Origin of the sequence: Kitasatospora sp. NPDC048286, from assembly GCF_043201735.1 — a bacterium.
Lineage (GTDB): Bacteria > Actinomycetota > Actinomycetes > Streptomycetales > Streptomycetaceae > Kitasatospora.
In genome coordinates this window covers 135,823-148,949 of sequence record NZ_JBICZE010000007.1, presented here as the reverse complement: position 1 = coordinate 148,949, position 13,127 = coordinate 135,823, and the positions used below count along the sequence as shown (strand labels likewise).

At 73.5% G+C, this 13,127-nt stretch carries 13 protein-coding genes; 7 read left to right on the top strand and 6 right to left on the bottom strand.

The window, feature by feature from the left end; all coding sequences use genetic code 11:
• Window positions 1-62 precede the first annotated feature (62 nt).
• The 3 genes from ACGF13_RS18895 (at window position 63) to ACGF13_RS18885 (ending at window position 1,486) form a co-directional block, all read left to right on the top strand.
• Window positions 63-290 (top strand): hypothetical protein, encoded by a 228-nt coding sequence (locus tag ACGF13_RS18895; RefSeq protein WP_392876150.1) that lies wholly within the window; start codon window positions 63-65, stop codon window positions 288-290.
• A gap of 128 nt (window positions 291-418) precedes the next feature.
• Window positions 419-712 carry a muconolactone Delta-isomerase family protein gene (locus ACGF13_RS18890; RefSeq protein WP_392876147.1) on the top strand — a complete coding sequence of 98 codons (294 nt, stop codon included), beginning with the start codon at window positions 419-421 and terminating at the stop codon, window positions 710-712.
• A gap of 102 nt (window positions 713-814) precedes the next feature.
• A complete protein-coding gene (locus ACGF13_RS18885; RefSeq protein WP_392876144.1) occupies window positions 815-1,486 on the top strand; it encodes a hypothetical protein in 672 nt (223 codons plus the stop codon).
• A 60-nt stretch (window positions 1,487-1,546) separates the two neighbouring features.
• Here ACGF13_RS18885 and ACGF13_RS18880 read toward each other — a convergent pair whose 3' ends face one another.
• The 3 genes from ACGF13_RS18880 to asnB form a co-directional block, all read right to left on the bottom strand.
• Complete coding sequence (locus ACGF13_RS18880; protein ID WP_392876141.1) at window positions 1,547-2,986, bottom strand: pyridoxal phosphate-dependent decarboxylase family protein; 1,440 nt, start codon at window positions 2,984-2,986, stop codon at window positions 1,547-1,549.
• A gap of 159 nt (window positions 2,987-3,145) precedes the next feature.
• Window positions 3,146-4,261, bottom strand: coding sequence for a hypothetical protein (locus ACGF13_RS18875; RefSeq protein WP_392876138.1), 1,116 nt, complete (start codon window positions 4,259-4,261; stop codon window positions 3,146-3,148).
• A gap of 266 nt (window positions 4,262-4,527) precedes the next feature.
• The gene (asnB, locus tag ACGF13_RS18870; RefSeq protein ID WP_392876135.1) at window positions 4,528-6,378 is read right to left on the bottom strand and encodes an asparagine synthase (glutamine-hydrolyzing); all 1,851 of its coding nucleotides are present in this window, start codon (window positions 6,376-6,378) and stop codon (window positions 4,528-4,530) included.
• Window positions 6,379-6,594: 216 nt separating this feature from the next.
• On the opposite strand from asnB, the gene ACGF13_RS18865 reads away from it, so the two are divergent.
• Together ACGF13_RS18865 and glmS are read left to right on the top strand one after the other, a co-directional pair.
• Window positions 6,595-6,870, top strand: a complete 276-nt coding sequence (locus ACGF13_RS18865; protein WP_392876133.1) for a hypothetical protein — start codon at window positions 6,595-6,597, stop codon at window positions 6,868-6,870.
• 120 nt (window positions 6,871-6,990) lie between these two features.
• The gene (gene glmS, locus ACGF13_RS18860; protein ID WP_392876130.1) at window positions 6,991-8,817 is read left to right on the top strand and encodes a glutamine--fructose-6-phosphate transaminase (isomerizing); all 1,827 of its coding nucleotides are present in this window, start codon (window positions 6,991-6,993) and stop codon (window positions 8,815-8,817) included.
• An 86-nt stretch (window positions 8,818-8,903) separates the two neighbouring features.
• Here glmS and ACGF13_RS18855 read toward each other — a convergent pair whose 3' ends face one another.
• Window positions 8,904-9,815: a glutaminase gene (locus ACGF13_RS18855; RefSeq protein ID WP_392876829.1), complete on the bottom strand. Its 912-nt coding sequence runs from the start codon at window positions 9,813-9,815 to the stop codon at window positions 8,904-8,906.
• A gap of 154 nt (window positions 9,816-9,969) precedes the next feature.
• Window positions 9,970-10,671 carry a DUF3152 domain-containing protein gene (locus tag ACGF13_RS18850; RefSeq protein ID WP_392876127.1) on the bottom strand — a complete coding sequence of 234 codons (702 nt, stop codon included), beginning with the start codon at window positions 10,669-10,671 and terminating at the stop codon, window positions 9,970-9,972.
• Window positions 10,672-11,086: 415 nt separating this feature from the next.
• Between ACGF13_RS18850 and ACGF13_RS18845 the strand changes: the two genes are divergently transcribed.
• Window positions 11,087-11,302, top strand: coding sequence for a heavy-metal-associated domain-containing protein (locus ACGF13_RS18845; protein WP_359898470.1), 216 nt, complete (start codon window positions 11,087-11,089; stop codon window positions 11,300-11,302).
• Window positions 11,303-11,392: 90 nt separating this feature from the next.
• Here ACGF13_RS18845 and ACGF13_RS18840 read toward each other — a convergent pair whose 3' ends face one another.
• Window positions 11,393-11,941, bottom strand: a complete 549-nt coding sequence (locus tag ACGF13_RS18840) for a DinB family protein (RefSeq protein ID WP_392876124.1) — start codon at window positions 11,939-11,941, stop codon at window positions 11,393-11,395.
• Window positions 11,942-12,140: 199 nt separating this feature from the next.
• Here ACGF13_RS18840 and ACGF13_RS18835 point away from each other — a divergent pair, with 199 nt between their 5' ends.
• Complete coding sequence (locus tag ACGF13_RS18835) at window positions 12,141-13,127, top strand: helix-turn-helix transcriptional regulator (RefSeq protein WP_392876121.1); 987 nt, start codon at window positions 12,141-12,143, stop codon at window positions 13,125-13,127.

Below are 13,127 nucleotides of genomic sequence, written 5' to 3'. Positions count from 1 at the left end.
CCCTTCGGATAGGGATGGCTCGGCTTTCCGCCGATCCCGACTCCTTCCAAAGGGGCTTTCCGATGTCCGCTTCCACGTCCGTGAGGAACTCCGCACTGGCGACGGCCTGTTGCGCCCTGCTGCTGGCCGCGCCGCTCGCCCTCGCCCGGCCGGCCGGCGCCGCCGACAACGGCCCCAGGACGCCCGAGGAGGCCGCCACCTGCCACCAGGTGATCGGCGCCCTGTTCGGCGGCTTCGGGCCGATGCTCGCCAACGCGGCCTGCACGGTGCGGCCCGCCGGGCGGGGCTGAGGCGGCCCGCCCGCACCGCGCCCCGCCGGCGCGGTGCGGGCGGCTCAGGGCAGTTGCGGGACCTGGTAGTGCGAAGGGCGGCGAGAGGTGTGACCCCGCCGCGGATCCCTGGAGAACGGAGCCTTGCCGTGAACGAGTTCCTGGTCGAGATCACGACCGCCGTGCCCGCGGGCACCCCCGAGGAGGAGGTGGACCGCCGCCGCGCCGCCGAGGCCGTCCGCGCCCGCGAGCTGGCCGCCGCCGGCCACCTGGCACGGCTGTGGCGGCCGGTCGGCGAGCGGCGCAGCATCGGCGTCTGGCGGGCGGCCGACGAGGCGGAACTCCGGGAGAAGGTGCTCGGCACCCTGCCGCTGTGGCCGTGGATGACGGCCACGGTGACGGCCCTGGAACCGCACCCGAACGACCCCGGAAGCCGCTCCTGACGGAGCCGCCCCCGGAACACCGGTGCGTGGGCTCGGTGCGTTGCCATACCATCCGTGAATTCGTTCGGCATTTGATCATGCGAGTGAGATGAGACGGTCGGTATGGAATCCGAGCAGGCCCCCGAGAGATCCAGCGGCCTGAAGGCGATCTGGGCCAACACCTTGGAGCCGGTGGCTCCGCTGCCCTGGTACCGCAGGGTGCCCCTGAAGCTCGTGACGGCGGGCGCGGTCGTCGTCGGTCTGGCGACCGCGCTGACCGTCGCGGCCGTGACCGGTGCGGGTGCCCCGCCCCCGCACCGGATCCTGCTGCCGGAGGAGCTCGGCTACCAGGTGCGGATGCCGGAGGACGGCAACGCCCGGGCCGCGCGCGGCTACTACCAGCGGCGGCTGACCGCCCTGAGCCCGTACCGGGAGGTCACGGTGGCCGGCTACGGAACCGCCGGGACCACCGAGACCACGCTGACGGTGATCGGGCTGACCGGGATCTTCTCGGATCCGCAGCAGGAGGTGCTGAAGTACTTCGGGCGCCTGGGGAACGGCGACGCGGGGGGAGAGACGGTCACCGAGGTGGAGGACTTCCCGGCCGGCCCGCTCGGCGGTCAGCTGATGTGCGCGGTGCTGGTGTACCCGTCCACCTCGGAGACCGCCTGCGTCTGGGCGGACGGCAGCACCGTCGGCATCGTCGTCGACCACACGGGCGCCGGCAGGACGGAGGACGTGGCGCAGAACACGCTGGAGGTCCGCGCGGCGGTCGAGGTCGAGGCGAAGGACTGACCGCCGGTCGGATCCGCGCCCGCCGGACGGGCCGGGGCGGTGGGCGCGGATCCGGTTCCGCTATCCGAGCAGTTCGGCGGCCGCGGCCTTGACCTCGGCGAGCAGGAGGTGCAGGTCGTCCTCCGTGGTGGCGGCGTTGAGGAGGCAGGCGCGGAGCATCTCGGCGGCGCCGAGGCGGGCGCCGGTGACGAAGACCCGGCCGCGCCGCTGGACGGCGACGGGGAGGTCGCGGTTGAGGGTGTCGCGGGCGGCGTCGTCCAGTCCGGGGGCGCGGTGGCGGAACGCCACGATCGAGGTCTGCACCTCGGCGAGCAGCTCCAACTCCTCTTCCGCCTCGACGAGTTCGCCGAGTCGTCGGGCCAGCGCGGTGCAGTGGGCGATGTCCTGGGCGAGGCCGGCGCGGCCCTTGTGGGCGATGGTGGCCCAGACCTTGAGGGCCCGGAAGGGGCGGGTCTGCTCGGTGCCGTACTCGGAGAACCAGCCGAGTGCGCCAGCCGACTCGTCGCGCAGGTAGGACGGGACGAGGCTGAAGGTGCCGCGCAGCTCCTCGGTGTCGCGGACCAGCGCGCAGCCGCAGTCGACCGGGACGCCGAGCCACTTGTGCGGGTCGAGGGCGAGCGAGTCGGCGCGCTCCAGGCCGGCGTAGCGGTGGGCGATGGCCGGGTCGAGCCGGCCGAAGGCGCCGTACGCGCCGTCCACGTGCAGCCAGAGGCCCTGCTCCTCGCAGAGGTCGGCGATCGGGCCGAACTCGTCCACCGCGCCGGCGCCGACGGTGCCGGCCGAGGCGACCACCAGGAAGGGCAGCAGGCCGGCCGCGCGGTCGCGCTCGACGGCCGCCCGCAGGTCGGCGGTGTCCAGTCGGCCGTCGGGGCCGGTGGCCACGGTGCGCAGGTGGCGGCTGCCGAGGCCGAGGAGTTCGGCGGCCTTGCGGACGCAGGAGTGGGTCTCGCCGGTGACGTAGCCGACCAGCGGGGGCAGGCCCGCCAGGCCCTCCTCGCGGACGTCCCGGCCGGCCCGCCGGGCGGCGCGGTTGCGGGCGGCGGCGAGGCAGACGATGGTCGCCATCGAGGTGCCGGAGGTGAGCAGGCCGCCGCCGGCCGGGTGCGGGAAGCCGACCAGCTCGGCTGTCCAGCGGACCACGGTGCGCTCCAGGTGGACGTCGGCGTGGTCGCCGCCGGCCGAGCTGGGGTTCATCGCGGAGGCGGCGAGGGTGGCGAGCACCCCGGCGGGGGCGGGGGCGGAGTTGACCCAGCCGAAGAAGCGCGGGTTGCCGTTGCCCATCGGGTACGGGAGGACGTCCCGCCCGATGGCGCCGACCAGCTCGTCGAGTGGGCGGCCCTCGGCGGGCAGCGGGGCGTCGAGCAGGGCTTGGCGGGCGGCCTCGTCCATGGGCTGCCAGACCGGGCGCCCGGGAAGTTCGGCGAGGTAGTCGGAGACCAGGTCGGCGGTGGCGTGGGCGGCACGGCGGAAATCGGCGCCGGGGATGTCCTCGGTGGTCATGGCGTGCTCCAGGGAGGCCGGGGAGGGGTGGGGCGAGGCGCGGCGTTCTTGGCGCACCCTGATCAGGCGATGATCGGGTGATCCTACGCAAACGGGCCCGCGCCGTGCGGCGCGGGCCCTCATGCTGAGACCGGGGTGTCGGTCCGGGTGGCCGGGGCGTCAGTCCAGCGTGCTGGACAGGCCGCTCGCCGAGCGGCAGTAGCCCTGCATCTCCTTGTTGGTGATCTTGGCGCAGAGCCGTCCGGCCGCGCCCCCGTCGGTGTAGTTGACCGTGTAGTAGCTGACCAGGCCCTCGGCGCAGGCCTTGCGCTGCCAGCCGTCGGCGGCGGTGGCGCACTGCTCGGCCGCCCAGTCCTCGCGGTCCAGGTTGTACTTCATGGTGCGCGAGCCGACGCCGCGGCTGCAGTCCACCGCCCCGCCGCCGGCCTTGCCGCCGAGGCACCACTTGAGGGCGTCGGCGTAGACCTCGGGGTGGTTCGGGTAGTCGTGCGAGGACAGGTAGAAGGTCGGGGCGTAGAAGAAGCAGGCGGACTGGAACAGCGCCGGCTGGTCCTTGCACGGGTAGAGCGGGTCCTGGGCGAGCTTGTCGGCCGGGAGGTTGGCCTTGGCCTGCTCGTCCTCCTCGTCCGGGCCGAAGAGCTGCATGAACAGCCCCTCGGAGCAGCGGATCCGGTTCTGGTCGGAGGGGAACTTGTTGCACAGGTCGCGGGCCTTGGCGACGTCCTGCTTGGCGACGAACATCGTGCCGTGGCCGACGCCGTGGATGCAGGGGCCGTTGTTCTTGGGCGCGCAGAGCTTGAGCAGGTCCGTCTCGGGCTGGGTGGAGGCGTTGAGCATCTCCTCGACCGCGCCGTGCAGGTAGCCGGCCGCGCAGGTCTCGTGCGGGAAGGAGATGACCTTCTGGAAGTCGGCGTTGAAGCGCTTGACCGCCGCGTGGCCGAGCTCGTGCGCGATCGGGTGGCAGAAGCGCACGGTGTACGGCTTCTCCTTGGTGATCTTGTCGAGGTCGGCCAGGGCGACGCCGGGGTCGGTGGCGTCCATCTCGGCCATCAGCTTGTTGCGCAGCGTGGAGCGGGTCCACACCGCCGGGTCGCCGGTCGGGGTGGCGCTCGCGGCACCGGCCGCGGCCGGCTTGGCGCCGGCGGCGGTGCCCCCGGGGGCGGCGGCCTGGGGCGCGGTGGCCGCCGCGGGCGACCAGTCGGTGACGGCCACCGACCCCAGGCCCAGGACGCCCAGGAGCAGGGCGGTGAGAATCGCGAAGACTCGCGGCTGCATGACGGGATCCCCCGGCGGATCGAGGTGAACGTTTCGCTTCCATCCTGACGGCAGATGAGCGGGTAATCCGCGTATTCGCCCGCCGTTCGGGAGGTGTCGGCGACGCTACCGCACCGTGGGACCGCAGGGCCCGGCGGGATGGGGCTCCGCACAATCACCCGGACGGAGTATGGGGGCGCGGACGTCACCAACTGCGCCGTCCGGGTGGCGGCACCCGCGCCCCGGCGCCCCGCGGGCCTCTCCCGGGGCCCGCGGGGCGCCCGCGTTCACAGCTCCAGCGTCACCCGGTACTCCGTCAGCCAGGCGTCGAAGTCCAGCGCGAGGTCCACGGCCAGCCGGACGGACTGCGGGTCGGTGTCCGGGGCGAGCGCGTCGGTCAGGCGCCGCCGGTCGAGCAGGTCCAGGGCCGGTGAGGTGCGCTCGACGGCGAGCCGGGCCAGTTCGGCGCGCAGCTTCGCCGGATAGTGCGGGTCCGTGGTGACGGGGTACGGGCTCTTGGGCCGCTCGGCGACCGCGGGCGGCAGCACGTCCCGGACGGCGGCGCGCAGCAGGCTCTTCTCCCGTCCGTCGAAGGTCTTCATCGCCCACGGGGCGTTGAAGACGTACTGCACCAGCCGGTGGTCGCAGAACGGCACCCGGACCTCCAGGCCGTTGGCCATGCTCATCCGGTCCTTGCGGTCGAGCAGGATGCAGACGAAGCGGGTCAGGTTGAGGTACGAGATCTCGCGCATCCGCCGTTCCAGCGGATCCGCCGCCGGCAGGTGCGGGACCTCGGCGATCGCCTCGCGGTAGCGGGCCCTGCGGTAGCCGTCCAGGTCGAGCTTGCGGAGCAGTTCGGCGTCCAGGAGGTACTCGCGCGGGGTGGCTCCGCCGCCGGCGATGCCGGTGAGGCCGAGCGCCCAGGGGAAGTCCTCGGCGGCGATGGTCTCGGGGTCGTGGAACCAGCGGTAGCCGCCGAAGAGCTCGTCCGCGGACTCGCCGGACAGCGCGACGGTGGAGTGCCGGCGCACGCCCCGGAAGAGCAGCAGCAGCGAGGTGTCCATGTCGCCGACGCCGTTGGGCAGGTCACGGGCGCGCAGCACGACGGAGCGCCGGGACGGGTCCGTCAGGTCGGCGGCGTCCAGCTCGACGACGCTGTGGTCGGCGCCCACGTGCTCGGCGAGCAGCCGGGCGAACGGGCCGTCCTGGGTCTGCCGGACGTCGTTGGCGTGGAAGGTCTCGCTCTGCCCGGCGAAGCCGACGGAGAAGGAGCGCACCGGGCCGGCCCCGGCGGCGCCCAGCGTCCGGGAGGCGAGGGCGGTGACGGCGCTGGAGTCCAGGCCGCCGGAGAGCAGCGAGCAGAGCGGGACGTCCGCCTCCAGCTGGCGGTGCACGATGTCGTCCAGCAGGGCCCGGACGGTGGCGACGGTGGCCTCCAGGCTGTCGCCGTGCTCGCGCGCCTCCAGCGCCCAGTAGCGGCGCACCGTGAGGCCCTCGCGGCGCACCCGCACCACGTGCCCGGGCCGGACCTCGTGGATGTCCCGGTACGGGGTGAGGCCGGGGGTGCGGGTGTAGCCGAGCAGTTCGCGCAGCCCGTCCAGGTCCACCACCGGGCGGACGGCGGGGTGGGCGAGCAGGGCCTTGACCTCGGAGCCGAAGATCACCCCGTCCGGGGTGCGGTGGAGGTACAGGGGCTTGACGCCCATCCGGTCGCGGACCAGCAGCAGCTCCTCGCGCCGCACGTCCCAGATCGCGAAGGCGAACATGCCGTTGAGCCGCTCGGCCAGGTGCTCGCCCCACTCCAGGTAGGCGCGCAGCACGACCTCGGTGTCGCTGCGGGTGCGGAAGCGGTGCCCGGCCGCCTCCAGGTCCGCGCGCAGTTCGCGGTGGTTGTAGACCTCTCCGCTGTAGGTGAGCACGGCCAGCGTCCGGCCGTCGTGCTCGACCGTCATCGGCTGGACGCCGCCCGCGATGTCGATCACCGCGAGCCGGCGGTGGCCGAGCGCGGCGTGCGGCTCCAGGTGCACGCCGCCGGCGTCCGGGCCGCGACGGACCTGGGTGGCCGTCATCGCCTCGATGACCCCCCGTTCGGCGGTGAGGTCGCGCTCGAACGCGACCCATCCGGTGATCCCGCACATCCGCAAGCCTCCGGTCTTCCGCTTCGTGTTCAGGGGGTCACGCTACGTGCGGAGTTGGCGTCGCTTCAAGGGGCTTTCGAGAACGGGGGTGATCGGGTGGCCGATCGACGGTCGAATGTGAAGGAGGCGTGAACGTGGTCTGAAAGTCGTAATGTCTGCCCGATTTCGGGCAGAAACTTTGGCTTCGGCGGGGAGCCCGACCTAGGCTCCTCATTCGTGCCGAGCTCATCCCACCCTCACGAAGACCTCCTCGCCCACCTCACCCGGACCAGCCCGCTCGGGCCCCGGGAGGCGGCGCGGGTCGTGGCGGAGGTGCTGGCGTACTTCTCCGAGAGCACCGAGGAGTACGTGCGCCGCCGCCACACCGAGCTCCAGGCACGCGGTCTGACCAACGAGCAGATCTTCGCCCGGCTCGCCGAGGAGCTGCCACAGCGCCGGGTCTCGGCGCCGGAGCTGTCGGCCCGCCAGCTGCGGCGGATCGTCTACGGCTGAGCCGTCCGAGCCGGCTGGGCCGCCGTTCCTTCCGACCGGGCCGCGGTTCCCGACCGGACCGCGGTTCCCGACTAGACCGTCGTTCCCGACCTTCCGAAGACTTCGAAGAGGAGACCACGCATGTGCGGAATCGTGGCCTACATCGGCCCCAAGGACGCGACCCCCTTCCTGCTGGAGGGGCTGGCGCGGCTGGAGTACCGCGGCTACGACTCGGCCGGCGTCGCCGTCACCGGGCGCAGCGGCGGGATCAAGCTCCGCAAGGTGAAGGGCCGGGTCGCCGACCTGGCCGCCGCCGTGCCGGCCCGGTTCAAGGGCACCACCGGCATCGGCCACACCCGCTGGGCCACCCACGGCGTCCCCAGCGACGCCAACGCCCACCCCCACCTGGACAACGCCGAGCGGATCGCCGTCGTCCACAACGGCATCATCGAGAACGCCGACGAGTTGCGCGCCAAGCTCACCGCCGACGGCGCCGTGTTCCACTCCGAGACCGACACCGAGGTGCTCGCCCACCTGATCGCGGCGAACGTCGCCGAGGGCGTGGAGCTGGAGGACGCGGTGCGCGCCGCGCTGAGCCGGGTGGTCGGCACCTACGGCATCGCGGTGCTCGACGCCGAGCGGCCGGACCGCATCGTGGTCGCCCGCAACGGCAGCCCGATCGTGCTGGGCATCGGCGAGAAGGAGATGTTCGCCGCCTCGGACGTCTCCGCGCTGGTCCGCTACACCCGCCAGGTCGTCCACCTGGAGGACGGCGAGCTGGCCACCGTCCGGGCCGACGGCTTCCGCACCTTCACCGCGGACGCCCGCACCACGCACCGCCAGCCGTCCACCGTGGACTGGGAGGTCGACTCCTACGACACCGGCGGCTTCGAGCACTTCCTGCTCAAGGAGATCCACGAGCAGCCCGGCTCGGTCGAGCGCACCCTGAGCGGCCGCCTCGACGAGCGCTTCGCCACCGCCCACCTCGGCGGCCTCAACCTGGACGCCCGGGAGCTGCGCGAGATCCGCCGGGTGAAGATCCTCGGCTGCGGATCGGCCTACTACGCGGGCGAGATGGGCGCGCAGCTGATCGAGGAGCTGGCCCGCATCCCCGCGCACAGCGAGCCGGCCTCGGAGTTCCGCTACCGCAACCCGGTGATCGAGGCGGACACCCTGTACGTCGCGGTCAGCCAGTCCGGTGAGACCTACGACACGCTGGCCGCCGTCCAGGAGATCAAGCGCAAGGGCGGCCGGGTGCTCGGCGTCGTCAACACCGTGGGCAGCGCTATCGCCCGAGAGTGTGACGGCGGTATCTACCTGCACGCCGGTCCCGAGGTCTCCGTCGCCTCGACCAAGGCCTTCACCTCCACCGTGGTCGCCTTCGCGCTGCTCGCCCTGCACTTCGGGCGCATCCACGACCTGTCGCCCGCCGACGGGCGTCGGATCGTCTCGGCGCTCCAGGCACTGCCCGACCAGATCCGCGAGGTGCTGGAGCAGAGCGAGGCGATCGCCGGACTCGCCGCCGAGTACGCCGAGTCGACGGGCATGATGTTCATCGGCCGGGTGCGCGGCTTCCCGGTGGCCCGCGAGGGCGCGCAGAAGCTCAAGGAGATCTCCTACGTGCACGCCGAGGCCTACCCGGCGAGCGAGCTCAAGCACGGCCCGCTGGCGCTGATCAGCCCCGAACTGCCCACCGTGGCACTGGTTCCGGACGACGAGCTGCTGGACAAGAACCTGACCACGCTGGGCGAGATCAAGGCCCGCTCCGGGCGGGTCATCGCGATCGCCCACCGGCGGCCCGAGGAGAAGCTCGCGGACCACTGCATCCTGGTGCCCAAGAGCGAGCCCGAGCTGGACCCGCTGCTGCTCAACATCCCGCTCCAGCTGCTGGCCTACCACGCCGCCGTCTCCCTCGGCCGCGACGTGGACAAGCCGCGCAACCTGGCGAAGAGCGTGACGGTGGAGTAGCCCTCCCCGAGGGCGGCCGGCCGCCCTTCGAACCACCGGGTCCCGGTCGCTGTGCGGACGGCCGGGGCCCGGTTCCCCGCCGGGGATCAGAACACCGAGCAGCCGGAGAGGGTGGTCAGGGTGTCCAGGGCGGCGACCGCGGCGACGGAGTTGCCGGCCTGGTCCAGGCGCGGGCCCCAGGCGCAGACGGCCGCGCGGCCGGGGAGTATGGCGAGGATGCCGCCGCCGACGCCGCTCTTGCCGGGCAGGCCCACGCGGAAGGCGAACTCGCCGGCGGCGTCGTAGGTGCCGCAGGTGAGCAGGACGGCGTTGATCCGCTTGGCCTCGCTGCGGGACATCAGCCGGGTGCCGTCGGCGCGCACGCCGTAGCGGGCGAGGAAGGAGCCGGCCAGGACGAGGTCGCGGCAGCTGGTGGCGACCGCGCAGTGGGCGTAGTAGTGCTCCAGGACGGTCTCGACCGGGTTCTCCAGGTTGCCGTGACTGGCGATGAAGTGGGCCAGCGCGGCGTTGCGGTGGCCGTGTTCGGCCTCCGAGGCGGCGACCACCGGGTCCGTGTCGAGCAGCGGGTTGCCGGACTCGCGGCGCAGGAACTCCCGTACCGCGCCCGAGGCGTCGCCGGTCATGGTCTGGAGGCGGTCGGTGACCACCAGGGCGCCCGCGTTGATGAACGGGTTGCGCGGGATGCCGTGCTCGGTCTCCAGCTGCACCAGGGAGTTGAACGGGTTGCCGGACGGCTCGCGGCCGACGCCCCGCCAGAGCGTGTCGCCGCCGTAGGCCACCGCGAGGGCGAGCGAGAACAGCTTGGAGACGCTCTGCACGGAGAACGGCCGCTCCCAGTCCCCGACGCCGTGCAGTTCCCCGTCGACGGTGGCCACGGCCATGCCGAAGGCCTCCGGGTCGGCGCTGGCGAGGGCCGGGATGTAGTCGGCGACCCGGCCCCGGCCCGTGGTCGCCCGGGCGGCCGCCTCGGCGGCCTCCAGCAGCACCGGCCAGTCCAGGATCTCCCCGCCGGGCACACCGTTCAACGCTTCTCCTCCACCGGCACCGACTGGAACACGACCGGGACCGGGCGCGCGGTGCGGTGCGTCCGGTCCGACCAGGATTATCCGTGTTTCGGCAGGCGGCCCGGCACGGGGGGCGGGTGCCGGCAGGTCAGGGCGCGTTGCTCGGGGCCTGGACGGGCGGGCCGGTGAGCAGGGCGCCGGTGTCCGAGTACGGCCGGCCGTTGGGGACGCAGCCGTGCAGGCCCTTGATCTGCTGCATCATCACCGGCGCCGGGGCGCCAGGTCCGGGGCAGTCGACGTGGCCGTATCCGAGGATGTGGCCGACCTCGTGGTTGACGGCGAGCGCGTGGTACTGCTCGGGGCGGCCCTGGTAGAACTCGGACAGCTCGTTCCAGCGCTTGAGGTTGATGACCACCTGGTGGGTGACGCCGCAGTTCACCCAGCCGCCGGTGTCCAGTCCGTACTGGCCGCAGATCCGGTCGGTGGACTCCGGGGTGGCCAGGTACACGGTGAAGTCCACCGGGTCGGCGGGCATCCGCTGGAACGAGGCCGTGCCGCCGGCCGCCCAGCCGTGCCCGACGTCGCCGAGCACGGCGTCCACCTCGGCGGCGAACTGCGCCGGGCTCTCCGCGATCCCGTTCTCCACCCGCACCTTGTAGCGGTACAGGTGTTCGCCCGTGCCGAAGCGGGCGGAGCCGCCGGGCGCGGTGGTGAAGGCCAGCCGGTCCCCGTCCTCGCCCCCGCTCCACGGCCGCCACCAGAGCAGCCCGGCAGCCAGTGCCGCGACCAGGGCGAGGGCGAGGACGGCGTGCCGGGGGCGTCGGCGGGCGAGCAGCGCGGGCGCCCTCAACAGCCCGCTCCCGCGGTGCGGGCGGTTCTTGCGGTGTGGCCGGTGTGGGTGAGCGGGAGGGCGGTGGTGGCCGGGTGGCCGCCGAACGGGGCCGGGGTGGACATCGCGGAAGTGCTCCAGGACGGGACAGGACGGGATCTGCGGGCCGGGCCGTCGCCCGAACGTGCGAAACGGTCGTACCTGGAGTGACGCGGCGGGGAGCGGCGGCGGTTCAGGGAGTGGCGCGCGTCACCACGGCCGGCCGCCGTGCGGACGCCAGTCGGACGGGAGGCCCGGGCGGTTCCCGGAACCGCTCGATGGTGTCACCCGGGCGGCGTGTCCCTGGGCGCCGCCGTCGGATTCGGGTGTGGTGGGGGGCGGGTCGATCCGTCCGGGTCGACCTCGTTCCGTCTGACCTGCCATCGGAGGCGCCGCCATGTCCACCACCGCTGTTTTCGCCGTCGACGGCATGAGCTGCGGCCACTGCGAGAAGACGGTCAGTGCCGGACTCGCCGTCCTGCCGGGTGTCACCGACGTCAGCGCCGACGCACCGAGCGGCCGGGTCACCGTGGCCTCCGCGCAGCCGCTGGACGAGGCCCTGGTCCGCGGCGTGGTCGACGGCGCCGGGTTCACCTTCGTCGGGCGGGCCTGAGCGCGGTTCCGGGGCGGTTCCGGGGCAGGTCCGTGGGTTCCCGGGGTCCGGCGGCGGCTGCCGGCGGACCCCGGCCGGTCCGGGACCGGCTCAGCCCATGCTCTTCGCGCCGTCCAGGGACTCGCGGATGATGTCGGCGTGGCCGGCGTGCTGGGCGGTCTCGTTGGCGATGTGCAGCAGCACCCGGCGGGCCGACCACTCGGCGTCCGGCTCGAACCAGGGGGCCTTCGGCAGCGGCTGGGTGGCGTCCAGGTCGGGGAGGCCGGCCACCAGCTCGTCGGTGCGGCGGGCGACCTCGGCGTACGCCGCGAGGACACCGGCCAGCGTCTCGCCGGGCAGCATGCGGAACTCGTCCGCGCGGCGGGCGAGGTCCTCCTCGGTCCAGCTGGTGAAGTCGGGCATCGCGGACGGCCCCTGCACGATGAACTCCGCCCAGAGCCGCTCGACGCTGGTCACGTGCTTGATCAGGCCGCCCAGGCACAGCTCGCTCGCACAGGTCCGCAGGCCGACCTGCTCGTCGGTGAGGTCGCGGGTGGTGAAGCGCAGGAAGTGCCGCTGCTTCTCCAGGGCCACCAGGAGGTCGGCGCGCTCGCCGGTGAGGTTCCGGGGGGTGGCGGCGGGGGTGGTGGGCGTGGTCATCGTGACGGCCTTTCGTTCGGGTCCTGCACGGTTCCTGCACGGGTCTTGCTCTGGTTTTGCTCTGGTCTTGCGGGTCCTGCGGGTCTGGTGGGCCCTGCGGGTCTGGTGGGCCCTGTTCGGGTCCCGCTCCCTCGGGCAAGAACAACGCTACGGACCATTGCGGCCACTTCCTGTCCTGAATCCCGGGAGAATCGGGGGCATGGCCAACACCAGCACCCGGACGCTGCGACTGCTCTCCCTGCTCCAGACCCACCGGTACTGGCCGGGCGAGGAACTGGCCGACCGGCTCGGCGTCTCCGTCCGCACCCTGCGCCGCGACATCGACCGGCTGCGCGAACTCGGTTACCCCGTCGAGGCGCAGCGCGGCGTCGACGGCGGCTACCAGCTGGCGGCGGGCGCGGCGCTGCCGCCGCTGGTGATCGACGACGAGGAGGCGGTGGCCCTCGCGGTGGGCCTGCAGGCGGCGGCCGAGAGCCCGGTGGAGGGCGTCGCCGAGGCCTCGGTGCGCGTGCTGGCGAAGGTGGTCCAGGTGATGCCGGTCCGGCTGCGCCGACGGGTGGAGGCACTGCGCGCGGTGACCGTCCCGGTGGACTGGGGGACCGGGACGGGTGCGGGCGTCGACCCGGACGTCCTGACCGTGGTGGCGCTCGCCTGCCGGGACGCCGAACGGGTGCGGTTCTCGTACACGGCCGCCGACGGGCGCGGTACGGAGCGGCACGTCGAACCGCACCGGCTGGTCTGCCTGAACCGCCGCTGGTACCTGGTGGCGTACGACCTCGACCGGGCCGACTGGCGCAGCTTCCGCATCGACCGCCTCACCGCCCCGTCCGGCAGCGGCGCCCGCTTCGCCCCGCGGGCCCTCCCGGCCGCCGACGCGGCGGAGTTCGTCCGCGCGGGCCTCCAGGGCATGCCCCGGCCGCACCTCGTGGAGGCCCTCGTCGAGGCGCCGGCCGACCACGTCCGCGCCCGCGTCGGCCGCTGGGCCACCGTGGAACCCGTCACCCCCGACCGCTGCCGCCTGCGGATGACGGCCGACTCCCTCGACTGGCCCGCCATGGCCCTGGGCTCCCTCGGCGCCGAGTTCCACGTACTCGCCCCACCCGCCCTGCGGAGCCTGCTCGCCGACTGGAGCGCCCGCTTCGCCCGCGCGGCGGGGGAGGGAGAAGTCGGCGAGGCCGACTTCTGA